Genomic DNA, 24966 nt, shown 5'->3' with positions numbered 1-24966 from the left:
GTACTCAATGCATAGCAAATTCATCACAAAAACAAACGCATGGCAAAAATGCCACGCGTTGTGAGTCCCTCTTAAATGCTTTGTTAGCCGTTTATCTCACACTTGAATGATGAGACACGCTCTCTAACCTTTCTGCAAGCCAAATTTTAATGATTGATTGACGTGTTACACCAATTCGACTCGCTTCTCTGTCCAAGGACTCAAGCATCCAGGCTGGAAAATCTACATTGACTCGTTTTTGCTTATGCATCGGTCTTTTAGCTTGTGATAGATCCAAGTCCATTACGATCTCATCGTCGTCACTTTCAAACTTGGCATCAAATTCATGCGCTTTCATAAAGGCTTACCTCCGCTTTCCGTGAACGCCGAACTGAGATGATCCTGATATTCGTACCTCGGTAGGTAATTACTCCTGACCAATGCTTACCGTTTAGTAAGCCGACAACCAAATATCTGGGCTCATCACTCGTGTTAGCAGGGATCTCGATAAGATCTGAATCATTCCACAACCCTTGAGCTGTATGAAAATCAATACCGTGCTTTTCGAGATTACTTCTGCTTTTGTTTTCATCAAATTCAAATTTAATCATGAGTAAAAACTACACCCTTTTTACTCATTAGGCAAACTTTGTTTATTGATGACGGCTAACGCCGCGTTAAGGGGCGCAGGCACGCAATACAAAAGCTACCGCATAGTGCCGTAACCACTAAACCCAACGCAAACTGAAAATGCCACGCGTGCCAAGTCCCTCTTTAACGCTTTGTTATGCTTAAGCTTCAATGGCTTACGTTTTACCCAAACCAAGATTAACTCAGCTTTGATTCACAAACAAAAACCAAAACATAGAAAACAGAAATGACTCATAATTTTGAAAATCAGACTTTGAACTTTGGCTGTCAAAACTCAAAAGCCTAAGATCAAATTGCTGATTGAGCCAACCGCCCTAACCTCGCGCTTGCCCGAAAATTGACTGAGGCAATTCTGCGAGTTTCCAGCGCCAAAGAATAGGTGTCCGGAAAACAGCGCCCAATAAAGCCAACTTGCCGACAAACTCGAAACCAACCAGCCGAGGGAGCAAAGAAAAACCATAAACCACTGTTTTAAAATGATTAAGCATAACGCCCGATTAAGCAGTGAGCAACGCCTAAACCAACTCAACGCATAACAACGTAAACACTCATGTTCAAGCATGACGCTAATGCTATGCGTTGCGAATCTGTCTTGAATCGATTGTTAGGTCACGACCAAATTCGTACAAGGTCTCTCGTTAATTATTGATTATCAAATGGAATTGAAGAAAAAGACAAAAATCGAAGCCGAAGTATTTGTCATAGCTCTACCTTGAGGTCTTGCGGGCGTCACTCTTCAATCGTGCCCCGATTAAGGTGCGCACGAAAGCGCCTCAAGGGTATCATAGAAATGACTAATATTCGTCCTTTTTGCCTTATTTCCTCTATGCCCTATTTGCTCTTCAATACTCACTCGACACCATCTTACATTGCTCATGTGATCCCGTCGTGACCTAACGCCGCGTTAAGTAGTGAGCAACGCTGACCACCAAACCTAAACCATTGTGCCGTAAACACTAAATTCAAAGCAAACCGAAAATGCCGAGCGTTGCGAATCTGTCTTAAACGCTTTGTTATGTGAATTTTTCATGCGCCCAAAAGAGGCAAATGTTTACGCTGCTGATAGGTTAAAGCTAACTCTATACAGGACTTGATTGCTGTCTCAGGTAACGGTTTCGACAGGGACAGAACTATTGCTCTGTTTCCCTGAAACACCAGTTCTTCACCATACAATTCTCGAAATGTATCAACTAGCTTAGTTTGGCAATTAAAGAACAGGTAACAATTATTAGGAGATTTCAGCTTCCAGTCCATTCTTAGAGGACTGCCTGTTTTTACACTATAGCTAGGTTCACCCCACTTTAGACTTTCATCGACTTCACCCAGATCCAAGTCAGATGCGATTTGAAAGACTAGATTTCGTAGTTCCTCAAGCCTAATACGAGCATTTTCCGGATATTCATCGAAGCGTTCTTTGGCTACCTTGTTCACTGGAACCTCCTATTCACATAACGCCCGCCTAAGGGGCTGGCAACGCATTACCACTAAACTCAAACACAACAACCGTAACCACCGCGGTTCAATGGGACTGGAAACGCCACGCGTTGACAGTCCCTCTTGAGGCGTTTGTTAGCTTCGTAGCCTATTGTTTCACAATGGCTTTTTAACACATTTGCTTGAAAGACATTTTACGCAAAAGCATCACTCAAACACACGTCCAACGCCAAAAGCTGTGAAGTTAGCTGCCAAAACTTAAAACGCTCAAGGCTAAGTTGGCCACGGTTAAGAGTCCGCGACAAAGAAAGCACACTTTCAGCGATGATGCAGCCTTTGTGAAACCAAACTTTCCGTGTGGAGCATCCAACAAAATGGAAGCATCGAGGTTTGTTAGCTTACGGCGGCTTTGAAACTGCTGAAATTTCAATACGCTCTACCAAATCAACATCAGGCAAAACTCAAAAGCTAAATTGTGCAACTTGAACGCTAAAAGCTGAATCTTCAGAATAATTAAACCCAGACTTTGATGAATTTTGCTTCAAGAAGCTAACGCCGCGTTAAGGGGTGAGTGCCGCATAAATCAACTTTCCGCAGATCACTTTCACCACCAAAACCACCGCATACCCAAAATGCCACGCGGCATGAATCCCGCTTAAACGCCTTGTTATGTTTATTTAGCCTGAGATTTCAGACAGTTAATTGCATCAAACACGGACTCAAACTGAATTTTTGTCAAGCATACCTCTGAACGACAAAACTCATGCGACTGAATAAGTTTTGATGCTTGTTCCGCTGTAACTTGAACCTGCTCATTCGCCAGATTAACTTCTGCATCATTGATAATTATCGAAAAAGTGTTTCCAACAGAATCAATAACTCGATCATTTTGGCATAAAATCAAATTTGAACACTCGCGGTTCAAATCACTCTCAGATGCAAGATAAACTAGTTCATCATCACCATCCAGTTTCAGAATACATGGCCAACTGATCATGATTTTCTCCGATAAACATAACGCCCGCTTAAGTGGTGAGCAACGCTACTACGAAACTCAATGATTGTGCCGTAACCACAAAAGCCAAATCAGACTAAAACCGCTGAGCGTTGCGAATCCGTCTTAAAGCGCTTGTTAGGTGTGGGGCAACAAATTGCTGCCCCACTGTTTTAAATTAGATAAGACAGAACTTTAACTACAGCACTTACTAGTACAATAATTTGCGGTACCGTCAGTCTAATTTTCAGCGTAAGCTCAATCATAGATATATCACCTATCATAGAGCGAGCGCAGAGGCCTCTAGCAACTCGCAAGAGTAAACTAGATAAGGTGATAGTTACGGATAGAATTCGGTTGATTTACCTCTTTTTACCGTGCGAGTCACGTACGTACAACGGAACAATTGCCTTGGCTATCTACTACCAAGCGGCCAACTCAGTAGGGAATTGATGTACCAGCTAGGACAAACCCACGAGGTACCTGCCGTAAACAGTATGCGGGGACACCTTCCAATAAAATTATTATCTAACGAAGAAAACAGGCTGACAAGACGGATAAATCATATTGGTGAGATCAAACACCTAACGCCCGCCTAAGGGGCTGGCAACGCAAACAACTAAACTCAAACACAACAACTGCAACCACCGCGGCTCATTGGGACTGGAAACGCCACGCGTTGACAGTCCCTCTTGAGGCGTTTGTTATGCTTAAGCTTCAACACTTTACATTTGAACCCAGTCAAGAATAACCCACTGAAATCATTCGACAAACCACAGTGTCGCTCAAATCGGAACTTACTCAAACTTTACCTGTGAACTAACCAATGCAGAGCTTCATCCTACAAATTAGCCAATGTGGAAACCCTCTCCGACAAACCCAGTCACCACACATGAGCACAACAACTCAATGAGGCAATGACACTAAAATTTACAGCGATAGAAACATTGCCGTTTCATTAGGCAGCGCAAAACAATACTCAATTGCCGACTAACTTTCGGCCTGTAAATAAAGGCACCAAACCGCTCAAAGCGACTTGAGAGAGCAAAACTCACCTCGCGTGGACTCAAAAACCCAATGAGGCAATCACTCAGAATTTACAGCGCCAGATACATTGCCGCTTCATTAGGCAGCGAAAAACAATATTGAATTGCCGACAAAACCTGAACGAAATGCCAAAGAAATCGATAACACAACCAACTGATTTTTATGGATTAAGCATAACGCCCGCCTAAGGGGCTGACAACGCATAACAACCAAACCCAAACACAACCACCGAAACCACCGCAGCTCAATGGGACTGGAAACGCCGCGCGTTGACAGTCCCTCTTGAGGCGTTTGTTAGTTTCGTAGCTCATTGTTTAAAAATGACTTTTAACACATTTGCTTGAAAGTAATTTTACGCAAAAGCATCAAGCAAACACACGTCCAACGCAAAAAGCTGTGAAGTTGGCTGCCAAGATTTAAAACGATCAAGGTTAAGTTGGCTACGGTTAAGAGTCCGCGACAAAGAAAGCAAGATCACAGCGATGATGAAGCCCTTTGTGCAACTAAGCTGACCGCGCTAAACATCCAACAACGTTGAAGCTTCGAGGCTTGTTGGTTTTCAGCGACTTTGAACCAACTGAACTTTCAACACTTTCTACCAAATCAGCATCAGTCAAAACTCAAAAGCTAAATTGTGCAACTTGTACGCTTAAAGCTGATTTTTCAGAAAGTTGAACCTGAGCGTTTGATGATTTTTCTAGATAGAAACTAACGCCCGCCTAAGGGGCTGACAACGCATTACCACTAAACTCAAACACAACAACTGCAACCACCGCGGCTCATTGGGACTGGAAACGCCACGCGTTGACAGTCCCTCTTGAGGCGTTTGTTAGGCACAGGATGCACGCTGTAGCACCCATTTTTCCAATTTTTCATTGTCGCTATCAACCACAAAACCAATGAAAACAAAGTTGTTGGCTCGTACGACATTCAACGAAGCGAGGTTCGCCGATGAAATCAAAGCCACAACACTTTCAATTGAATCCATATTAAACGCTAACTGACAAAGTTGATTGACTGCCAATTTTGCAAATCCTCGACCTTGTTTATAAGGCGAAACATTGTATCCAATTTCAACTTCACCATCTTGAGGTTCATCTTTGAAGCCACAGAAACCAACGACATTATTGCCCACTGACATCATGTAGGGTAATGACCAAATTTCAGCTTTTGAGTTTTGGAGCTGCTCATAAGAACGAATCAGAACATACTTTGGTGGCACAGCCCCTTCACAAAACGTCAATTCTGAGTCAAGGCAAACATGGTCGAGCAAGCATTTAAGATGGCGCTGATTTAACTGTTGTAGTTCCAATTTTCCACCCTGTGCCTAACGCCCGCCTAAGGGGCTGACAACGCATATCACTAAACTCAAACACAATAACCGTAAACACCGCGGCTCAATGGGACTGGAAACGCCACGCGTTGACAGTCCCTCTTGAGGCGTTTGTTATGGCGAAGCTTACCGATTGAGCCCTGTCCAGCTTGAAAATGCACTGAGATTTGTAAAATTATGCTCATAAGCCCGTTTATAACGAATTCCAACATACTTCGCATGCGCCCCCAAATCGAGTCCAACTAAGAACTCTTTAGCCGAGGATTTTTTTTCAAAAATTGGAATCCCTAAAATCTCAAATTCCTTTAGGGTATCGGAATCAATCAGGATATTGCCTTGGTGATCGTATTGAACATGCTCCAAACGAACAGTTTTGTATTCAACAGAATTGGTATTAAAACTAGGCTCAAATGCATAGAGCATCTGATTTTTGCTTCCTTTATTTGCTAATACATACGCCATTTTAACTCCTGAGCCATAACGCTGCATTAAGAGGTGAACAACGCGAAGCTGTGAACCGTAACACTCTTGCTTGGAACGCCAAGCGTTGTGAATCCTTCTTAAATGCTTTGTTAACCCTGTGTACGAAAGTACACGAAACAGACCCTAGTGTAGCTGGGTGTTGTATAGCTACATAAAACAATATCCGTTACCTCACGGTAACAAATTAAATTAAATCTCATAAGGAGAATATATTATGGTAATTGATAATCTTATGACTGAGGAATATAAAGCCCGTATCAAAAAACTTGTCGATGACGGGCATATTACAGAGGAAGAGTCGAAAATTCTTATTAATACCTCATGCAATCTTTACTAGGGTAGTGGCGGGATATCTAAAGCCTTGGCTAAATCCTGTAACATTTGAGGTACATAATAAGTTGGTTCGACACCTACAACAGTTTCACATTCTGAACATTGAATAAACATCATTGGATATTTTACTCCAGAGATATCTGATTTTACTGCTTCAAATGATTCTGAGTGACATTGTTGATTTGGACATTTGCTCATAATTTCAATTTCCTTTTGTTGTTTGATAAGAGGTTGAGCGCATACTAGCTGTAACTAGACTGTGCGCTACTAACTTATATTCAGATTTTAAATTTAAATACTGTCGCAAACCGGTGTTAGCGGTTTGCTTAAGGTGACTATCTTTTCGTCGCGGCTCTTAACACTAAAGATAACTGCGTTAGATTTGTACCTTGGTTAAATATTTAAAGTTTAGTTTGAAGACTTATTTACGAAAATACCAACTACCTAACGTAGTTATCGCTGTTAAAGTTGGTACAGTTAGATACTCACTTAACAGAACTAGCGTCGATACTAGAAAAAGTAGTACATAAAATCGTAAAATTTCCTTATTGTCGTTCAAATTATGACCTCATATTTACACCCTGTTATCGTACTCATATACAGGTTATTAGGGTTATAACCTGAGAGTTGTAAAGCACACTTTTGGTTAAGTTCTTTGTGTGCTGATACTTACGATTAGTAGATTATATAGTGCAACATGTTTAATAAACAATTGGAAATTAGAGATATACCTCCCACATCCTTGATGTGACATAGATACATTTGTGTTTATGTGAATGGTTGTGTGAGGTTAACGCCCGCCTAAGGGGCTGGCAACGCATAACACTAAACCCAAACACAACAACTGCAACCACCGCGGCTCAATGGGACTGGAAACGCCACGCGTTGACAGTCCCTCTTGAGGCGTTTGTTAGCTTCGTAGCCTATTGTTTAGCAATAGTTTCTAAACGCATTTGCTTGAAATGTCATTCTACGCAAAAGCATCGAGCAAACACACGTCCAACGCCAAAAGCTGTGACGTTGGCTGCCATAACTTACAGCGTTCAAGGTTAAGTTGACCACTTACAGAATCCACATCAAAGAAAGCGCGATTTCAGCGACAATGCTGCCTTTTGTGAAGCCAAGTTGACCGAGTTGAACATCCAACAATGTTGAAGCATCGAGACTTGTTGGCTTTCAGCAACTTTGAAACTGCTCAATTATCAACACTTTCTACCACATAAGTATCCGATTGAAACACAAAGGCTGATTCGTGAACTTTCAAAATATGAAGCCGATTTTTCAAGAATATTGGACTCAAGATTTTGATGATTCTTGCTTCAAGAAGCTAACGCTTTCTAGACAGCTTCTTACTTTTCCAACAGGTAGGCTACCGCTATCTAATTAATAGACCACTGGGTGCATACTACCATAACAACCTTCTAAATCAGTATGTTGAGCATCACACCATTCAAAAATCTCAGCTTATAGATTGCTGATGTCTGCATAGCATCTTGACATAAAAACAACCAACAAATACTGTATAAATAACCAGTCAAATATTCAGTGAGAACTATATGAAATCCCAGTTTTTGTTAAGTGTTCGCGAATTTATGCAAACTCGATACTATGCCAAAAAAACCATAGAAGCTTACCTTCATTGGATCACTCGTTACATCCATTTTCATAATAAAAAGCACCCTAGCTTAATGGGAGATAAAGAGGTCGAAGAATTTTTAACCTACTTAGCCGTGCAAGGTAAAGTGGCCACAAAGACTCAATCACTGGCCTTGAATTCACTCAGTTTTCTATACAAAGAAATTCTGAAAACACCCCTTTCTCTTGAGATCCGCTTTCAACGCTCGCAACTAGAACGAAAGTTACCGGTTGTACTGACTAGAGATGAGATTCGACGTTTACTTGAAATTGTCGATCCTAAGCATCAACTTCCCATCAAGTTACTCTACGGTTCGGGGTTAAGGTTGATGGAGTGTATGCGCTTGAGAGTCCAAGATATCGACTTTGACTATGGTGCTATCAGAATATGGCAAGGTAAAGGTGGAAAAAATCGTACTGTCACTTTAGCAAAAGAACTCTATCCCTATCTTAAAGAGCAAATTGCTTTGGCAAAGCGCTATTACGATAGAGATCTGCACCAGAAAAATTACGGCGGTGTTTGGTTGCCCACAGCCTTAAAAGAAAAATACCCAAATGCACCTTATGAGTTTCGTTGGCACTATCTTTTTCCGTCCTTTCAGTTATCTCTAGATCCGGAATCCGATGTCATGCGGCGTCATCATATGAATGAAACAGTACTACAAAGAACGGTGAGAAGATCTGCGCAAGAGGCTGGGATTGAAAAGACCGTGACTTGCCATACTCTCAGACATTCATTTGCGACCCATTTGCTTGAAGTGGGTGCTGATATACGTACCGTACAAGAACAATTGGGTCATACCGATGTGAAAACAACGCAGATTTATACGCACGTGCTTGATAGAGGGGCAAGTGGTGTATTAAGCCCATTATCCCGTCTTTAGAATGGGTTCTTTGCGAAATCATGAGATTTAACAGATAGAAAAAAGGGAGCATAAATGCTCCCCTTTCTTAATAACACGCTATTACAGAGCGCCTTTCGCCTTTTCAACCAGAACAGCGAATGCTGCTTTGTCGAATACTGCGATATCAGCAAGGATCTTACGATCGATCTCGATAGATGCTTTCTTCAGACCGTTGATGAAACGGCTGTAAGATAGACCATTTTGACGAGCCGCTGCGTTGATACGTGCAATCCACAGTTGACGGAATTGACGTTTCTTAGCGCGACGGTCACGGTAAGCGTATTGACCAGCTTTAATAACTGCTTGGAACGCTACACGATAAACACGTGAACGTGCACCGTAGTAACCTTTAGCTTGTTTTAAAACTTTCTTATGACGTGCACGAGCTTGTACACCACGTTTTACGCGAGGCATTATGTCTCTCCTAAACTAAACGAATATTAAACTAAAAAGAATTAAGCGTATGGAAGCATACGTGCTACAGCAGCCAGTTCGCACTTAGGCAGAATGGCGTTTGGACGCAGCTGACGCTTGTTCTTAGTAGTACGCTTAGTCAGAATGTGACGTTTAGTAGCGTGCTTGTACTTAATACCACCAGCAGTTTTCTTGAAACGCTTAGCAGCACCTTTGTTGTTTTTCATCTTAGGCATGATGAATAACTCCGCATTGTAGTAGTTAAATAACAATGTAATTAGGGCGAATAAAACCCAGCCGCCTTTCAACGGCTAGGTTCATTACTTGTAATGCCGCTAATTACTTCTTTTTAGGGGCTAACACCATGATCATCTGGCGTGCTTCAATTTTGGTCGGGAAAGACTCAACCACTGCGAATTCGTCAGTGTCCTCTTTCAGTCGATTCAAAACGTCTACACCGATGTCTTGGTGAGCCATCTCTCGGCCACGGAAGCGAATAGTTACTTTCACTTTGTTGCCTTCTTCAAGGAAACGGATCAGGTTGCGTAGTTTTACCTGATAGTCTCCGATATCAGTTCCAGGACGGAATTTAAGTTCCTTAATCTGGATCTGCTTTTGCTTCTTCTTCTGCTCTTTTGTAGCCTTGCTCTTCTCAAAGAGGAACTTGCCATAGTCCATCACACGACAGACTGGTGGCTCGGCGTTAGGGCTGATCTCAACGAGATCCAAACCAGATTCTTCTGCTGTAGCCAGTGCTTCTTGGATCGAAACGACACCTACAGACTCACCGTCTGCGCCAGTTAAACGAACTTCACGAACGCCACGAATTTCACCGTTTAAACGGTGCTGGTTTTGCTTGACCGGAACTTGGCCACGTCTTCCGCCTTTAATAGTTTATTCCTCCAGATTAAGCTTACGGCTTACAATCTCAGCTTGGATATGTTTAATAAAATCATCCAATTTAAATTTACCAAGATCTTTACCTTTACGTGTACGTACTGCGATTTCACCGGCTTCCATCTCTTGGTCGCCACAAACCAACATGTACGGAACACGCTTCAAAGTGTGTTCGCGGATTTTAAAGCCTATTTTCTCATTTCTCAAGTCTGCTTTTGCTCGAATACCACATTTTTGTAGCTTTTGAGCGACTTCATGAGCATAGTCGGCTTGTTTATCCGTAATATTTACAACAACAGCCTGCTCTGGCGCCAACCAAGTTGGGAAGAATCCTGCGTATTCTTCAATCAGAATACCGATGAAGCGCTCAAGTGAACCCAAAATCGCACGATGGATCATCACCGGAATTAAGCGTTCATTGCTTTCACCAACGTAAGTGGCACCTAAACGCGTAGGCAAGTTGAAATCGAGCTGCACTGTACCACATTGCCACGCACGATCTAAACAGTCGTAGAGTGTAAACTCAATTTTCGGACCATAGAACGCACCTTCGCCTTCCTGAATTTCAAATGGGATTTCCATTGCCTTCAGAGAATCGATCAGCGCTTGTTCTGATTTATCCCAAATTTCATCGCTACCCACACGCTTTTCTGGGCGAGTAGAAAGCTTCACCACGATGTTTTGGAAACCAAAAGTCGTGTAGGTGTCATACACCATCTTGATGCACGATGTTACTTCTTGCTGAATTTGGTCTTCAGTACAGAAGATATGCGCGTCATCTTGAGTAAACCCACGCACACGCATGATGCCGTGTAGTGAACCTGATGGCTCGTTACGATGACATGAACCAAACTCTGCCATGCGCAGTGGAAGATCACGGTAAGATTTCAAACCTTGGTTGAAAATCTGGATGTGACCAGGACAGTTCATCGGCTTGATCGCGTATTCACGGTTTTCAGATGAAGTGGTGAACATCGCATCTGCGTATTTGTCCCAGTGACCTGAACGTTCCCAAAGTACGCGATCCATCATCAATGGACCTTTTACTTCTTGGTAACCGTATTCGTTCAATTTATGACGAATAAAAATTTCCAGATCACGGAAGACTGACCAACCGTTGTGGTGCCAGAACACCATGCCCGGTGCTTCTTGCTGCATATGGAACAGATCAAGTTGCTTACCGATTTTACGATGGTCGCGTTTTGCGGCTTCTTCAAGACGAGTTAAATGCGCTTGCAGAGCTTTCTTATCATGGAACGCTGTACCGTAGATACGTTGCAGCATTTTGTTATCGCTGTTACCACGCCAGTATGCACCTGCAATGTTCAGCAATTTGAAGTTTTGACAAAAGCCCATGTGGGGTACGTGTGGACCACGGCACATGTCAATGTATTCTTCGTGATGGTAAAGACCTGGGCGATCATCACGCGCCACGTTTTCATCAAGAATTTCCATTTTGTAGCTTTCGCCACGCGATTCAAAGGTATCGCGCGCTTCCTGCCAGCTCACTTTCTTTTTGACAACCGCGTATTTGGTTTTCGCTAACTCAACCATGCGAGCTTCGATTTTCTCAAGATCTTCTTGAGAGAGAGACTGCTCGAGATCGATGTCGTAGTAAAAACCGCTGTCGATGGTTGGACCAATCGCCATTTTCGCATTTGGGTAAAGCTGCTTCAGTGCATGGCCAAGCAAGTGCGCACATGAGTGACGCACGATTTCTAAACCATCGACTTCATCTTTCGTGGTGATGATTTCTAGGCTGGCATCGTGTTCAATCAGATCGCAAGCATCAACGCGTACACCATTCACACGACCAGCAATGGTCGCTTTCGCAAGGCCTGGGCCGATAGATTGGGCAACTTCGAGAGTAGATACTGGGTTGTCAAAATGACGCTGACTACCGTCAGGAAGAGTAATAATAGGCATGTAATATCCTTACAGTGGTGTTGCACACCAAGCAACACTTGTGTGAAAAAATTACGCTTAAATTCATTCTGTAATAAATAGCGGCGTAACGAGTTCAAAAAATTCGGTACAAATTTTGGCGCAAATACGGATGCACCAGCTTAAGTACGTCGCAGCATCATAAACCAATAAGCTGAAATGACAACCGCTTTCTTGGTCAGCTCAGGTTGCAAACCTCCGTTGCAAAAAGCACAAAGGAAGGTTTCCCTTCCTTTGTTAATAAGCGTTACTCATAAGAATGACGCTGAAGAAATTATGCTCCGCGGTAATAACGCTGAGGCACAAAAGGCATTTTTTCGACAGTCATTGGCAGCATCTTCCCGCGCACTTCGGCAAACACTTCACTGCCTAAAGCGGCGTGTTCAGTGCTGACATAAGCCATTGAAACCGGTTTATCTGCGGTTGGGCCAGCAGTACCACTGGTCACGATACCAATTTTGTTGCCTTGCGCATCAAACAGCTCGGTACCTTCGCGTACTGGTGCTTTGGTTTGTCCGACCAAACCGACGCGTTTACGGCTAACTTGTTTGGTTTCAATCTGGCTGAGAATGATCTCTGCACCGGGAAAACCGCCCTCACGCGCGCCATCTTTGCGGCGAACAGGCTGAATAGCCCACAGCAAGCTTGCTTCGACTGGCGTTGTGGTTGGGTCGAGATCGTGTCCATAGAGACACAAACCACACTCCAAACGCAGTGAGTCGCGCGCACCAAGGCCTATCCACTCCACTTCTTCAAAATCCGTCAGTTTACGAGCCAGTGCCGCCGCTTTATCAGCAGGCACTGAGATTTCGTAGCCATCTTCACCGGTGTAGCCACTGCGACTGACAATACATTCTGCACCATTGATCTCAAGGAGTTGAACATCCATAAACAGCATCTTGGCAACGGCAGGTTGCAAACGTGCGAGCACTTGCGCCGCTTTGGGGCCTTGCAGAGCAAGCAGAGCGCGATCTTCAATCACTTCCATCTCAACATCCGCAGGCAGATGCGCTTTTAGATGCGCAATATCTTGCGCTTTACACGCCGCGTTCACCACCACAAACAGATGATCCCCCATATTGGCCACCATCAAATCATCCATAATGCCACCTTGGGCATTGGTGAAAAACGCATAACGCTGTTTGCCAACAGGGAGATCAATAATATCAACCGGAACCAAGGCTTCTAAGGCGGCAGCCGCTTGAGCACCGTACAAACGCAGTTGCCCCATGTGGGAAACATCAAACAGACCAGCTGCTTCACGGGTGTGTATATGCTCTTTTTTCACCCCAAGGGCGTATTGAACTGGCATATCGTAGCCCGCAAAAGGCACCATCTTTGCGCCAACTTCAATGTGTAGCGCATGTAGCGGTGTCGTCAGTAAGGTTTCGTGTTGTTCAGTCATTCTTGTTCTCCATATAAGCCAAAGCTGCGCTTTTGGCGCAATCTACCGTGGCAAGATTCCTTTAGTGAGGAAACTATGTTTCCGATAATAAACAAGCCGAGCCCGTTTTAGAGGATTCACCAAATTAAAACAGTGCTCACCATCACAGTTAACAACATTGTTAAGGAATGGTTATCAAAAACCACCACCAATACACTCCACGTCTTGGGTTGTTATACGCGGATGTTTCGGATAGGAAACTCACTATCTTGCGGTGACCCAGAGGATCAGCGCATCTTCTTCACTCACCGAAACCAGCATGTGTCCCATGTTGGCGTCGTAATACACACTGTCCCCTTCCACCAGATGTACCGGCTCATAAAATTCGCTGTAGAACATCACTTCACCTTCAAGGATCAGCAAAAACTCTTCACCATCGTGACGCACCCAGTCGCTGTACTCTTCAAACGCTCTAGCCCGCACACGGCTTTTGAACGGCATCATCTTTTTGTTAGAAAGCTGAGTCGCGAGCAATTCATGTTCATAGGTATGGGTTGGGTGCGGCTTTCCTGCTTCTTTACGGGTAATATCACGCCGCCCTGTCGCCACTATTTTCTTTGGTGGCTCAAAGAGTTGCGGCATGTCAATCTGCAAGCCATGCGCCAATTTTTGCATAGCCTGAAAGGTGGGCGAAATCTGCTCGTTTTCAATTTTGCTCAGTGTAGAGCGAGCGAGCCCAGTACGCTGGCTCGCCTCTTCAAGCGTGATGCCTAATCGCGTGCGGATATCTTTGATCCGCTGACCTAGCTTGAGTGGCTCGATGCCTTGTTCGCCCGATTCGCGCGCCAAAGTGATGGATGGGTACTCATCATAAATGTCTTCTGACATGCTTTCCCTCTCGTTGTAAAACTTCCTGTGTGCCGAGCATTGTGGCATGAAGCGATTTGTTGATTAAAGGGTACACAAAGAAATAAAGCCACTTTTGCTAAGCAGATCAGAAACCGTGTTTCCTATAGGAAATTTTTGATTGATTGTTCTGTAAGCAAAGAGTATGTTACCGACTTGTTAGATGAAGAGATGCAATCACTCGCTGCTCTGGCTGATTTTTCAGTTTATAACTGCGAGTTTTCGACCCTACGCATTGGGGTTATACCCAAACTACTTGAAATTGCAGCAAGGCGGCAAGTGAGTGAATCCCCATGAACATAGATAGACTATGTGATTGGGGTGAAAGAACGTAGCCAACGCCGCTGCAGATTCAAGTAGGAAGGGGATAGATTGCCAAGGTTTAGGGCAATCAAGATTAGGAATGACTCAGCCGATCGCGATGAGTATTGCGATCAGAAAAAGGAGCGATGACCCCATCTTAGTGCGGTTATCAGATTGGAAGGCCATCTACTATGAATGCAAATCTAAACAAAGCTTATCCCAACGTTAGCCTTGAGAACTTCTTCTCTACTCCGCTGGCGGCAACCAACGATGCGGTATTTGCCGCCATTCAAGCTGAATACACCCGCCAAAATGAACAGATCGAACTGATTGCCTCTGAAAATATCGTCTCTAAAGCCGTAATGCAGGCGCAAGGCACTTGCCTGACTAACAAATACGCCGAAGGTTATCCGGGCCGTCGTTACTACGGCGGTTGTGAGCATGTTGACAGCGTTGAGCAGATTGCTATCGAACGCGCCAAAATGCTTTTTCAGTGTCAATACGCAAACGTTCAACCACACTCAGGCGCTCAAGCCAATGGCGCTGTGATGCTTGCTCTGCTGCAACCGGGCGATACCATTATGGGTATGTCGCTAGATGCAGGCGGTCATCTCACCCATGGTGCGCGCCCTGCTCTTTCAGGTAAGTGGTTCAATGCGGTGCAATACGGTGTGGATCGTCAGACCCTCGAAATTAACTACGATGCGGTTCGCGCACTGGCGTTAGAACACAAACCCAAAATGATCATCGCAGGCGGCAGTGCGATTCCTCGCACTATCGATTTTGCTCAATTTCGCGCGATTGCTGACGAAGTTGGCGCGCTGTTAATGGTCGATATGGCGCACATTGCTGGTCTGGTGGCTACCGGTGCACATCCAAGCCCGCTGCCGCATGCTCATGTCGTCACCACTACCACACACAAAACTCTACGTGGCCCGCGCGGCGGCATGATTTTAACCAACCACGAAGAGATCCACAAAAAGATCAATTCTGCCGTGTTCCCTGGTTTACAAGGTGGCCCACTGATGCACGTGATTGCCGCTAAAGCAGTGGCATTTGGTGAAGCGCTCGGTCCTGAATTCCGTACTTATATTGATTCGGTGATCGATAACGCAAAAGTGCTGGCTGAAGTGTTGCAAACTCGCGGGTGTGACATTGTGACTGGCGGAACGGATACGCATCTCATGTTGGTCGATCTTAGACCTAAAGGTTTGAAAGGCAACCAAGTTGAACAAGCCTTAGAGCGTGCAGGGATCACGTGTAACAAAAATGGCATCCCATTTGACGAAGAGAAGCCTATGATTACATCGGGCATTCGTTTAGGTACGCCTGCCGGAACCAGCCGAGGTTTCGGCCGTGAAGAATTCAAACTCATCGGTGAGTGGATTGGGGATGTTCTGGATGGTTTGGTGGCCAGCCCAGAAGGCAACCCAGAAGTTGAGCAACAAGTGCGTAAACAAGTGAAAGCACTATGCCAACGCTTCCCGCTCTATCAATAGCTTTTTATCAGTACGATATTTTTTGGAGAATACGCAATGGACAAGACACTGAAGTTCACAGAAAGCCATGAATGGGTTCGCGACAACGGTGACGGTACAGTAACCATCGGCATCTCTGAGCACGCCCAAGAAATGCTCGGTGACGTAGTGTTTGTAGAGTTACCTGAAATCGATGCCGAAATTGATGCGGGTGACAGCTTTTCACTGGTTGAATCGGTGAAAGCCGCTTCTGACATCTACGCCCCTGTGACTGGCGTGGTGATTGAAGTCAACGAAGAGCTACAAAACAGCCCAGAGCTGATTAATGAAGAGCCTTACGATGGCGGTTGGATCGTCAAAGTGAAAATGTCAGATCCAGATGAGTTGAAAGATCTGAAAGACGCTGAAGAGTATCTTGCTTCAATCGAAGAAGACTAAGCGCCACATGCATGAAAAAGCTGCCCTTCGGGCGGCTTTTTTTCAAAGTCACTCACCGCAAATGAGTGATGTTTGATCGCCAAGTGAGTGGTGATTCCACCAAGGTTGTTCGCATGCTCACATGGAAAGAAGGTAAAGGACAATGACAGAATTACTTCACAGCCTAAGCACACAAAATGAGTTCGTTGCACGCCACAACGGGCCAGATAAACAAGAACAAGCCACCATGCTTAAAACGGTGAATGCGGAAAGTTTGGATGCGCTGATCGCCCAAACCGTACCTACACAAATCCGTTTAGAAGCGCCAATGCAGCTCGCACCAGCTCAAAGCGAAGCTGACATGCTGGCGACCATCCAATCGTTCGCTAAGCTTAACCAGCTTAAACGTACTTTCATCGGTCAGGGTTACTACAACACCTTCACGCCCAACGTCATTTTACGTAACGTGATGGAGAACCCGGGCTGGTACACCGCTTACACCCCTTATCAGCCAGAAATCTCGCAAGGCCGTCTTGAATCTCTGCTCAACTATCAGCAGATGGTGATGGATTTAACCGCGATGGAAATTGCTAACGCGTCACTACTGGATGAAGCGACAGCGGCGGCCGAAGCGATGGCACTGTGTCAACGCGCAGGCAAGAGCAAAAGCAACCTGTTCTTTGTGGCCGATGACGTGCATCCACAAACCATTGAAGTGGTGAAAACTCGCGCAGCATTCCTTGGCTTTGAGGTAAAAGTCGATTCGATTGACAACATCACTCAACAAGAAGCTTTTGGCGCACTGCTGCAATACCCGGGTACAACCGGTGAAGTGCGCGATCTGACTGACATCATCGCCAAAGCACAAGCCAACAAAACCTTAGTCACCGTGGCGACCGATTTACTTGCCAGCGTGCTGCTCAAACCTGCCGGTGAAATGGGCGCTGATGTGGTGATTGGTTCAGCACAGCGCTTTGGTGTGCCTATGGGTTACGGCGGTCCACACGCGGCTTTCATGGCAACACGTGATGCGCACAAACGCACGATGCCGGGACGTGTGATCGGCGTTTCGATTGATGCGAAAGGCAATCAAGCATTGCGTATGGCAATGCAAACCCGTGAGCAGCACATTCGCCGCGAAAAAGCGACCTCAAACATCTGTACCGCGCAAGCGCTGTTGGCCAACATGGCCGCGTTTTATGCGGTGTACCATGGCCCACAAGGTCTACGTACCATTGCGCGACGCACTCACCACCTCACAGCGATTCTTGCTGCTGGCTTAACTAAAGCGGGTTACGAACTGGCGCATCAGCATTTCTTTGATACGCTGGCGATCAATGCGGGCGCAAAAACCGATGCTCTGTACCAAGCTGCGCAACAAGCAGACATCAACTTGCGTAAGCTACCTAATCAGCTTGGCGTGAGCTTTGATGAAACCACGACAGTGGCAGACGTTGAAGCACTATTTGCCATCTTTGGCATTAAAGAAGATGTTCATGCGCTTTCAAACAGCATTGCTGCCAATGAACTCGCAGCGATTCCAGAAAGTTGCCGTCGCCAAAGCGCGTTTTTGACTCACCCTGTGTTTAACACACACCACAGTGAGACTCAGATGCTTCGTTATATGAAGCATCTGGAAAACAAAGATTTCTCTCTGACTCACGGCATGATCCCACTGGGCAGTTGTACTATGAAGCTCAACGCCACTGCGGAGATGATCCCTGTCACTTGGCCTGAATTTGGCGCACTGCATCCGTTTGTACCAAAAGCACAAGCTGCGGGTTATGCGGCGTTGGCTGAAGACCTGAAGCAAAAACTGTGTGAAATCACGGGGTATGATGCTTTCTCACTGCAACCCAACTCTGGAGCTTCCGGTGAATATGCAGGTTTAGTGGCGATTCAGCGTTATCACCAAAGCCGCGGCGAAGGCCACCGCAATGTTTGCCTCATCCCAAGCTCAGCACACGGCACAAACCCAGCCACAGCGGCAATGGTGTCGATGAAAGTCGTGGTGGTGAAATGCGATGAAAACGGCAACATTGATATGGTTGACCTTGCAGACAAGATTGAAAAGCACCAAGACAATCTTTCCAGCATCATGATCACCTACCCTTCAACGCATGGTGTGTATGAACAACAAGTGCGTGAAGTGTGTGAAATGGTGCATGCAGCAGGTGGTCAAGTTTACCTTGATGGCGCAAACATGAACGCGCAAGTGGGCTTGACCTCGCCGGGCTTTATCGGCTCAGACGTATCACACCTGAACTTGCACAAAACCTTCTGTATTCCACACGGCGGCGGCGGCCCAGGCATGGGACCTATCGGTGTGAAATCGCACCTAGCGCCTTTCCTACCAGGACACATTGAAGGTGGCGTAGAAGGCTCTGATTTCGCGGTTTCCGCAGCCGATCTTGGCAGCGCGTCCATTCTGCCGATCTCTTGGGCCTACATTGCGATGATGGGTGCAGAAGGTCTGGCTGAAGCCACCAAGCTCGCGATTTTGAATGCCAACTATGTGATGGAGCGTCTGCGTCCGCACTACCCGATCCTTTACCGTGGTGCGAATGGTCGAGTTGCGCACGAGTGCATCATCGATATCCGTCCTCTGAAAGAAGAAACCGGAATTAGCGAAGAAGATATTGCGAAGCGCTTGATGGACTATGGCTTCCATGCGCCAACTATGTCATTCCCTGTCGCAGGCACCTTAATGGTTGAGCCAACGGAATCGGAAGATTTGGCGGAGCTGGATCGCTTCTGTGATGCATTGATTGCGATTCGTGGCGAAATCGACAAAGTGAAAAATGGCGAATGGCCGCTTGCAAGCAACCCTCTAGTGCATGCTCCACATACCCAAGCCGATCTGCGCGAAGAGAATTGGGATCGTCCATACTCACGTGAAATCGCCTGCTTCCCATCGGCACACACCAAAGCCAGCAAATACTGGCCAACGGTGAACCGTGTCGATAACGTGTACGGCGACCGTAATCTCGTCTGTTCATGCCCAAGCATTGACAGTTATCAAGACTAATCGGTAATCTGTTTAGTAAAGGCGAGCCAGAGTGCTCGCCTTTTTATTCCCTTCCTATTTGAAGCTGCAGCGGTGTTGGCTACTCTCGTTCCCCCCAATCACCTAGCTGCCTATGCTCATGGGGATGAACTCACTTGCCGCCTACCTACAACTCCAAGTAGTTTGGGGATAATGCATTTATTTTCAGGACGTCATCAAATCGCAGCAAAACAGACATCATCTCGTCAAATAGTGCATTTAATCTTTAATCCGGCAGTAAAGAGATAGTAACTCCTCGGCTTACTATCTCTGTTGTGAGACTTTTCTCATCCCAATTTAACTTCTGTGAATTTAATTTCTGCGAAGATTTTGGCGTCCTCTTGGACGCCATTTTTTATGGCTGCTAAGCCTTGTATTTAATCGGCTTGCAAGACAAGACGAGCATTATGCGGTTGTACGGGTCGATTATTATGTCCCATCACGGCACTAAGCTGCTGCTCTTGTTGATTCGACAAATGTGCTGGCTCTTTTAACACAATCCAACGTACACCTTCACTGCAAGGCGGCGTAGTCAATGAGCCATTGAAACGATAGTAGTGCTTCGATTCCGGGATCCAATCAGCCAAAGGGAGCCCTTGCGTGAGTTGAGCCGTATTCCCTTTGGTCGGCATATCCGCCGTGAGAGCCTTAAGCAGCGGATTCTCCGAACCCACTTGGTACATCACCGCAACAACCGCCAGATTGCCTTGCTCATCGGCATGAACAAAATGCGCTTCCAGTGGGAATTGTTTTCCTTTTAGCAAATTTTCAGAAGGGGTATGAAAGTGAAACTGCTTAAGCTGAAACGTTTTGCCATCAATCTGCAGTGGGTTATTACCACTAACTATCGCTTGTAAAGTGTGCCCGTTATTGAGCAGCCCAACCACTTGCCCTTGATAATTGAGCGTGAAAGGCTGTAGATCCGCTTCAACGCTTTGCGCGACATCAATCGGGCTTTGATTTTTACCCTCTGCACAAAGCGGGGCTACTTTGCCCCAATGCTCCGGAGCGTGCTCTCCTTCATACCCCCATTCGGAAGCCTGTACACCGAAGCTCATACTGGCCGCCATCGCTAATACCCACGCTGTCTTTTTCATAGTCCCTCACTTAAATGGTTGATTAATTCATGATTCAGGTTTGACATGATGCAGAATAGTATTGGCAGACAAAATGAATATGTTCGAAATATAAGATTCTAGAAACTCATCACGGCCGAATGTAATCGACAACTTACTCAAATAAGATTGACTGGCACTCATTAAAAAAGGCTTTACAATGTTTCATTCTGTTGACTAAGAAAAGAGTAACTCCATGGAGCGAGACTACACCTATCAATGCATTCGTGCGATGGACAAAGAAGAGCTGACTGAATTCAGCTTACGCATTTTACATCGTTTGATCAGTGAAGACATTTTGCGTGAGTTGTATCACTTTGATGACGAAGAATTTGAAGGCGAAGAAAAAGCCCATATGGCTCACATTGATGCGATGGTAAAAATGCATGCGATTGCCCTTGGTGATCTTCCTAGCCTGTTTGAAGGAACAGATCAAGCCATGCAAAATACTCAGCGCATGACTCGCTTACTCATGTGGCATTTCTATGCAATTGCTTTCCATCTAGAACAAACTGTTGATCTAGAAACCCATTGTGCTGAAGTTGAAAAGCTGATTGCTGCACAACCTGAAAGCGCGCTAGCGTGGTCAACGCAATTGACGGAATTGCTGTACCGTTACGCTGAACGATAAACGAGTTGAAGTGATCTTACCGCTTGAAATTGCAGCACTATTGGCTGCAATTTCAGGTTCTGGAATAGAAAATATTGCTTGAGGGGCGCCGAGAAACAAAGGCAACTATTTGGCGAGGTGAGTATATTCGATAATGACTTGATTGCCTTCAACATATACCCGCTTGATATCCCCATCCACTGTCACTCGGTTTTGTAAATGCACTAATTTTTCACCAGCCCGTGCTTTGCGTTTTAAGGTCGGCAACACGTTGTGCGGTTCAACATGTAAATGCTGGCAAAAACGGCTCACAAAAGACATGGAAAGCGGCGCATCGCCTCTCAGCAGATCTGAAAACTCAACCTGACTCACACCAAGACGTTTGGTCATTTCCATCTGGGTCATATGCATTTTGGCTTTTTTTGTCATCCAAACATCGTACAGTGCATTACGGTCTTCTTGGTTCAGTTCCATTTCAGCCTCCTCATCGTGGTTGTGAATGGCAAGCAGAATGCCAGAATTTGCTGTGGCGCGTGTCAAACTGATGTGAGTTTGCGATGTATGTTGATCGTCAGGCTACAAACTGGGATCAAACTCCCAGTTTGTAGTGAGATAATTATCGATAGACTGGAATCGTCAGCCTAAAACCAACCTGCAAAAAGCAACTTGAACCAGTCAGATAAACGCTTAAAGAAACCACCTTGCTCAACAGATTCTTGCGCCACCAACTGAGCCTCCCCAACTTTCTCATCATCAATGTAGTAGATAATGGATCCAACCAGATCGCCTTTGTTAATCGGAGCTTCTAACGTTTTGTCTAGCTCAATCACCGCATTGAGTTTTTTGACATCATTTCGAGGCAGAGTCAGGTACACCGTTTCTTTGCTGCCTAACGCCACTTCATTTTTGTCTCCGTACCAAATCCGCTGACTTTGAACCACGCTATCCTTTTGATGAGGGCTCACTGTCTCAAAGAATCGAAAACCATAACTGAGTAACTGCTTGCTTTCTGCCTCACGAATTTTAACGCTTTTAGCCCCCATAACGACGGAAATTAAGCGCATTTCCCCGTTGGTTGCTGAACTGGCCAAACTGTAACCCGCACCACTGGTATAACCCGTTTTCATCCCATCCACATTCATGCTGCCATCACGCAGTAGACCGTTACGGTTATATTGCGTAATACCGTTATAAGTGAATGACGGTTCACTATAGAGGGTATAGATTTCCGGTAAATCACGAATAATCGCTTGTCCGAGCAGAGCTATATCATAGGGTGTGCTATACAAATTCGGGTTATCTAGCCCATGTGGATTCGCAAACGAGCTATTGTTCATCCCCAGTTGCAGCGCCCATGAGTTCATTAAACTCACAAACGCCCCTTCGGAGCCTGCGACATGCTCAGCAATCGCGACACTAGCATCATTACCCGACTGCACGATTAATCCACGGTAAAGATCCATCAAGTTGACGTAAGTACCTACTTCAATGAACATCTTTGATGAGTCTGGGAATTTTTTTGCCCAGGCATTGTTGCTGATCCGCACTTGGTCATCCGCGTGAATATTGCCACGCTTCATCTCTTGTCCAGCGACATACGAAGTCATTAATTTGGTTAGGCTGGCAGGATTGAGTTTTTGATGAGCATTGTGTTCGACCAGAATTTTCCCAGTATGAAAATCGATTAAAACATATCCATTTGCAGCCAACTGTGGTGGCTCAGGAATCACTGTCAGGGCAGAAAAACCTAACGTTGGCACAAACGCCATGCAAGCCATGGAAAACCTAACGAGAAACTTGGTGCTGGTCATAATGTGTCCCCCAATAAATACCAAGCCCGCAGTATAACTAACTGCGACACCAGCACAGCTTCTCTTTACCAACTCTTACAGTTGTTCTTCAGATACTTACATTGTGTTACATATCCGCCCCAATTGGCGATATTTCCACGCAGTCAATCTCTAACAACGTGATCATCGGCGGCTGATGTCGTTCATAAAGGCATCGAGGTGAGTGCGCGTGGTATGCGGATTCATCAGCACCACTTTTTCACCCGGTAAATGCAAACATCGACCATCACGATCATAATGCGTACGGGTTAATGACTCTACCCAGTTGCTGTTGAGTGATTTTCCCTTACGCTCTAAAAAATGATGCCGGTGGTACAAGGTGTGCGTGACTAATTTTTCAACATAGTCGGGATGCTGGCTGAGATCCATCTCTAAAGCAAACGCTTCACGCGCTGATTTAACATTCGGCGGATAAAGGCGAAAAGCAACACTTGGACCATGGTTTTGCTCGGCAATCAGTTTACAGTGGGGAAGTGTTGCCAGTTGTGCGCGTAAATAACTCGCGTTTTGTAAACCGTGCGCCAAGATTACTTGATAGCCTTCAATCCCCATCATTTGTAATGCGGAATACGCGGCAAAAACCCCCACCGCACTACGCGAGCATTCAATCGTTGCCTGCAAATGCGTCTCTTGCTGCCTTGTGCTTTCAAAATACGAAAAATAACTCGGATCCGATTTCAACGATTGCATGTCATGGCTATTTTTCACCATCACCAAGCTGGAGGTATAAGGGACATAACCCCATTTTTGGAAATCGACAGTAAAGGAGTCAGCCCACTGTAACGCGCGAATTTTAGGCAACCATTCGGTGAATGCTGCCAATGTTGCGGGATTAATCGCTAAAGGGTTGCGTTGCACATCGTAACTAGCGAAAAAAAGCAGGGGCCACCCGACTGCCGCATCGACATGGATATGGGGTCGACGCGAGATGGCATACTGATGACACAGAGATTCACGCAAATCATACACGGCTTTGACATCATCTAGCGCGAAAGTATCTGTGGTACCAAATGTGAGCATAATCGTTGGAACCAATTGTTGTTGCTCGAAGCACTGACTCAGTTGTCGATGGAGATCGTTCAGATCCATTTCATTATTGTCTGTCACACGAACTCGGATCACCTGTGATTGAACATCCACTCCCAACAGAGCCAAGTTGGTCATATTCGAGTAATGTCCTGCTTCTGAATTAAACATTTTGAACGTGCGTGTCGCGATCCCTTTAGAGATCGATTCTGGTATTACTTTACGCAGCCCCAAAAGATAACCGTACAAATTACAGAAAGTGCCGCCTTGCGTAAAAATGCCCGTTGCTTGCTCCGTTGAATACCCCACCAACGAGGCAATTTGCCGCACCACTAGCTTTTCTAGCTCAGCCGCCATACCGGAATATTCGCCGTACACTAAGTTGGGGTTGGCAATCATTGCCAGTAATCCACCGTGAATAGCAGGATCGCAGGGCGTTGAAATCACATTCTCGACCGATCTTGGATCGTCCCAGTTCTTCGAATGCTGCGCCGCATACAACGCAACTTCATCAAACGGTTTTCCCTGATAGCGTGAAAAACGTGGAACTTCATCTCGCGTGGTAAGCAATTTTAATAAGTGGTGGTTAACCGCTGGTGTTTCTCGACGTGAATGTAGCAGAGGCTGAATCTCTAATGAGCGATATAACGGCCATAGTTCAGGATCACGTGAGAAAAACTTCGCTTTGACTGCACAATAGTGCTGTTCAAAACGAGGATGAAGCTGGTTGGCTTGCAAAGCCAACCAGCTATCTGATAACGCATGACTCATGATAAAACACC

At 45.4% G+C, this 24966-nt stretch carries 23 protein-coding genes and 3 pseudogenes; 5 read left to right on the top strand and 21 right to left on the bottom strand.

Annotated features, from left to right (window positions below; translation table 11 throughout):
* Positions 1–91: 91 nt before the first annotated feature.
* From brnA to EPB59_RS18700, 11 genes and pseudogenes are all read right to left on the bottom strand, one after another.
* The gene (gene brnA, locus EPB59_RS18040) at positions 92–337 is read right to left on the bottom strand and encodes a type II toxin-antitoxin system BrnA family antitoxin (RefSeq protein ID WP_088900031.1); all 246 of its coding nucleotides are present in this window, start codon (positions 335–337) and stop codon (positions 92–94) included.
* Positions 324–590, bottom strand: a complete 267-nt coding sequence (locus EPB59_RS18035) for a BrnT family toxin (RefSeq protein ID WP_000589156.1) — start codon at positions 588–590, stop codon at positions 324–326. Before EPB59_RS18035 ends, brnA begins: the two co-directional genes overlap by 14 nt.
* 1066 nt (positions 591–1656) lie before the next feature.
* Positions 1657–2061 carry a DUF1801 domain-containing protein gene (locus EPB59_RS18025; RefSeq protein WP_154174191.1) on the bottom strand — a complete coding sequence of 135 codons (405 nt, stop codon included), beginning with the start codon at positions 2059–2061 and terminating at the stop codon, positions 1657–1659.
* A gap of 260 nt (positions 2062–2321) precedes the next feature.
* Positions 2322–2378: pseudogene (locus tag EPB59_RS18720) on the bottom strand (DUF645 family protein); the annotation flags it as partial.
* A 359-nt stretch (positions 2379–2737) separates the two neighbouring features.
* Positions 2738–3061: a DUF4144 domain-containing protein gene (locus tag EPB59_RS18010; RefSeq protein WP_025633656.1), complete on the bottom strand. Its 324-nt coding sequence runs from the start codon at positions 3059–3061 to the stop codon at positions 2738–2740.
* Positions 3062–3906: 845 nt separating this feature from the next.
* Positions 3907–4128 (bottom strand): annotated as a pseudogene (locus EPB59_RS18000) (DUF3709 domain-containing protein).
* A gap of 329 nt (positions 4129–4457) precedes the next feature.
* Entirely contained in the window at positions 4458–4592 is a 135-nt protein-coding gene (locus EPB59_RS17990; RefSeq protein WP_241666256.1) for a DUF645 family protein, read from the bottom strand.
* Positions 4593–4934: 342 nt separating this feature from the next.
* Positions 4935–5417, bottom strand: coding sequence for a GNAT family N-acetyltransferase (locus EPB59_RS17980; RefSeq protein ID WP_154174184.1), 483 nt, complete (start codon positions 5415–5417; stop codon positions 4935–4937).
* A gap of 147 nt (positions 5418–5564) precedes the next feature.
* Entirely contained in the window at positions 5565–5900 is a 336-nt protein-coding gene (locus EPB59_RS17975) for a hypothetical protein (RefSeq protein ID WP_053037611.1), read from the bottom strand.
* A 354-nt stretch (positions 5901–6254) separates the two neighbouring features.
* Complete coding sequence (locus tag EPB59_RS17970) at positions 6255–6452, bottom strand: hypothetical protein (RefSeq protein ID WP_154174182.1); 198 nt, start codon at positions 6450–6452, stop codon at positions 6255–6257.
* Positions 6453–7224: 772 nt separating this feature from the next.
* A pseudogene (locus EPB59_RS18700) lies at positions 7225–7378 on the bottom strand (DUF645 family protein).
* 432 nt (positions 7379–7810) lie between these two features.
* Between EPB59_RS18700 and intIA the strand changes: the two are divergent.
* Entirely contained in the window at positions 7811–8773 is a 963-nt protein-coding gene (gene intIA / locus EPB59_RS17960; RefSeq protein WP_154174180.1) for an integron integrase IntIA, read from the top strand.
* Positions 8774–8854: 81 nt separating this feature from the next.
* Here the strand turns inward: intIA and rplT are convergent, their stop codons facing one another.
* From rplT to EPB59_RS17930, 6 genes are all read right to left on the bottom strand, one after another.
* Positions 8855–9208 (bottom strand): 50S ribosomal protein L20, encoded by a 354-nt coding sequence (rplT, locus tag EPB59_RS17955; RefSeq protein WP_001138366.1) that lies wholly within the window; start codon positions 9206–9208, stop codon positions 8855–8857.
* A gap of 41 nt (positions 9209–9249) precedes the next feature.
* On the bottom strand, positions 9250–9444 hold the full coding sequence (gene rpmI, locus EPB59_RS17950; RefSeq protein WP_001885060.1) for a 50S ribosomal protein L35: 195 nt from the start codon (positions 9442–9444) through the stop codon (positions 9250–9252).
* 103 nt (positions 9445–9547) lie between these two features.
* Positions 9548–10036, bottom strand: a complete 489-nt coding sequence (gene infC / locus EPB59_RS17945) for a translation initiation factor IF-3 (protein WP_324253295.1) — start codon at positions 10034–10036, stop codon at positions 9548–9550.
* 66 nt (positions 10037–10102) lie between these two features.
* Positions 10103–12031, bottom strand: a complete 1929-nt coding sequence (gene thrS, locus EPB59_RS17940; RefSeq protein WP_154174178.1) for a threonine--tRNA ligase — start codon at positions 12029–12031, stop codon at positions 10103–10105.
* 292 nt (positions 12032–12323) lie between these two features.
* Positions 12324–13454, bottom strand: coding sequence for a glycine cleavage system aminomethyltransferase GcvT (gene gcvT / locus EPB59_RS17935; protein WP_154174176.1), 1131 nt, complete (start codon positions 13452–13454; stop codon positions 12324–12326).
* Positions 13455–13697: 243 nt separating this feature from the next.
* Positions 13698–14321 (bottom strand): helix-turn-helix domain-containing protein, encoded by a 624-nt coding sequence (locus EPB59_RS17930; RefSeq protein WP_154174174.1) that lies wholly within the window; start codon positions 14319–14321, stop codon positions 13698–13700.
* Positions 14322–14833: 512 nt separating this feature from the next.
* Here EPB59_RS17930 and EPB59_RS17925 point away from each other — a divergent pair.
* The 3 genes from EPB59_RS17925 to gcvP all read left to right on the top strand — a co-directional run bounded on the left by EPB59_RS17925 (position 14834) and on the right by gcvP (position 19565).
* On the top strand, positions 14834–16141 hold the full coding sequence (locus EPB59_RS17925) for a serine hydroxymethyltransferase (RefSeq protein ID WP_154174172.1): 1308 nt from the start codon (positions 14834–14836) through the stop codon (positions 16139–16141).
* Positions 16142–16177: 36 nt separating this feature from the next.
* Positions 16178–16558, top strand: coding sequence for a glycine cleavage system protein GcvH (gcvH, locus tag EPB59_RS17920; RefSeq protein ID WP_000361813.1), 381 nt, complete (start codon positions 16178–16180; stop codon positions 16556–16558).
* Positions 16559–16700: 142 nt separating this feature from the next.
* The gene (gene gcvP / locus EPB59_RS17915) at positions 16701–19565 is read left to right on the top strand and encodes an aminomethyl-transferring glycine dehydrogenase (RefSeq protein ID WP_154174170.1); all 2865 of its coding nucleotides are present in this window, start codon (positions 16701–16703) and stop codon (positions 19563–19565) included.
* Positions 19566–19960: 395 nt separating this feature from the next.
* On the opposite strand, the gene EPB59_RS17910 is transcribed toward gcvP, so the two are convergent.
* Complete coding sequence (locus EPB59_RS17910) at positions 19961–20680, bottom strand: carbonic anhydrase (protein ID WP_154174168.1); 720 nt, start codon at positions 20678–20680, stop codon at positions 19961–19963.
* 214 nt (positions 20681–20894) lie between these two features.
* Here EPB59_RS17910 and EPB59_RS17905 point away from each other — a divergent pair, with 214 nt between their 5' ends.
* The gene (locus tag EPB59_RS17905; protein WP_055050414.1) at positions 20895–21329 is read left to right on the top strand and encodes a hypothetical protein; all 435 of its coding nucleotides are present in this window, start codon (positions 20895–20897) and stop codon (positions 21327–21329) included.
* A gap of 105 nt (positions 21330–21434) precedes the next feature.
* Here EPB59_RS17905 and EPB59_RS17900 read toward each other — a convergent pair whose 3' ends face one another.
* The 3 genes from EPB59_RS17900 to EPB59_RS17890 all read right to left on the bottom strand — a co-directional run bounded on the left by EPB59_RS17900 (position 21435) and on the right by EPB59_RS17890 (position 24955).
* Complete coding sequence (locus tag EPB59_RS17900; RefSeq protein WP_000422467.1) at positions 21435–21782, bottom strand: helix-turn-helix domain-containing protein; 348 nt, start codon at positions 21780–21782, stop codon at positions 21435–21437.
* A gap of 167 nt (positions 21783–21949) precedes the next feature.
* Positions 21950–23086, bottom strand: a complete 1137-nt coding sequence (locus tag EPB59_RS17895; protein WP_055050413.1) for a D-alanyl-D-alanine carboxypeptidase family protein — start codon at positions 23084–23086, stop codon at positions 21950–21952.
* A gap of 195 nt (positions 23087–23281) precedes the next feature.
* On the bottom strand, positions 23282–24955 hold the full coding sequence (locus EPB59_RS17890) for a pyridoxal phosphate-dependent decarboxylase family protein (RefSeq protein WP_154174166.1): 1674 nt from the start codon (positions 24953–24955) through the stop codon (positions 23282–23284).
* Between the last annotated feature and the right edge of the window lie 11 nt (positions 24956–24966).

The organism is Vibrio metoecus, assembly GCF_009665255.1.
GTDB lineage: Bacteria > Pseudomonadota > Gammaproteobacteria > Enterobacterales > Vibrionaceae > Vibrio > Vibrio metoecus_B.
The sequence above is the reverse complement of the archived record's forward strand: the minus strand, read 5'-3'. Positions and strand labels throughout refer to the sequence as shown.

Coding starts and splice junctions, on each gene's coding strand:
- EPB59_RS17895 (WP_055050413.1), bottom strand. CDS start 23,086: ATGGCTTGCATGGCGTTTGTGCCAACGTTAGGTTTTTCTGCCCTGACA.
- gcvP (WP_154174170.1), top strand. CDS start 16,701: ATGACAGAATTACTTCACAGCCTAAGCACACAAAATGAGTTCGTTGCA.
- gcvT (WP_154174176.1), bottom strand. CDS start 13,454: ATGACTGAACAACACGAAACCTTACTGACGACACCGCTACATGCGCTA.
- brnA (WP_088900031.1), bottom strand. CDS start 337: ATGAAAGCGCATGAATTTGATGCCAAGTTTGAAAGTGACGACGATGAG.
- rplT (WP_001138366.1), bottom strand. CDS start 9,208: ATGCCTCGCGTAAAACGTGGTGTACAAGCTCGTGCACGTCATAAGAAA.
- rpmI (WP_001885060.1), bottom strand. CDS start 9,444: ATGCCTAAGATGAAAAACAACAAAGGTGCTGCTAAGCGTTTCAAGAAA.
- EPB59_RS17970 (WP_154174182.1), bottom strand. CDS start 6,452: ATGAGCAAATGTCCAAATCAACAATGTCACTCAGAATCATTTGAAGCA.
- EPB59_RS17890 (WP_154174166.1), bottom strand. CDS start 24,955: ATGAGTCATGCGTTATCAGATAGCTGGTTGGCTTTGCAAGCCAACCAG.
- EPB59_RS18010 (WP_025633656.1), bottom strand. CDS start 3,061: ATGATCAGTTGGCCATGTATTCTGAAACTGGATGGTGATGATGAACTA.
- EPB59_RS18035 (WP_000589156.1), bottom strand. CDS start 590: ATGATTAAATTTGAATTTGATGAAAACAAAAGCAGAAGTAATCTCGAA.
- intIA (WP_154174180.1), top strand. CDS start 7,811: ATGAAATCCCAGTTTTTGTTAAGTGTTCGCGAATTTATGCAAACTCGA.
- EPB59_RS17910 (WP_154174168.1), bottom strand. CDS start 20,680: ATGAAAAAGACAGCGTGGGTATTAGCGATGGCGGCCAGTATGAGCTTC.
- EPB59_RS17900 (WP_000422467.1), bottom strand. CDS start 21,782: ATGGAACTGAACCAAGAAGACCGTAATGCACTGTACGATGTTTGGATG.
- thrS (WP_154174178.1), bottom strand. CDS start 12,031: ATGCCTATTATTACTCTTCCTGACGGTAGTCAGCGTCATTTTGACAAC.
- EPB59_RS17975 (WP_053037611.1), bottom strand. CDS start 5,900: ATGGCGTATGTATTAGCAAATAAAGGAAGCAAAAATCAGATGCTCTAT.
- EPB59_RS17905 (WP_055050414.1), top strand. CDS start 20,895: ATGGAGCGAGACTACACCTATCAATGCATTCGTGCGATGGACAAAGAA.
- EPB59_RS17930 (WP_154174174.1), bottom strand. CDS start 14,321: ATGTCAGAAGACATTTATGATGAGTACCCATCCATCACTTTGGCGCGC.
- EPB59_RS17925 (WP_154174172.1), top strand. CDS start 14,834: ATGAATGCAAATCTAAACAAAGCTTATCCCAACGTTAGCCTTGAGAAC.
- gcvH (WP_000361813.1), top strand. CDS start 16,178: ATGGACAAGACACTGAAGTTCACAGAAAGCCATGAATGGGTTCGCGAC.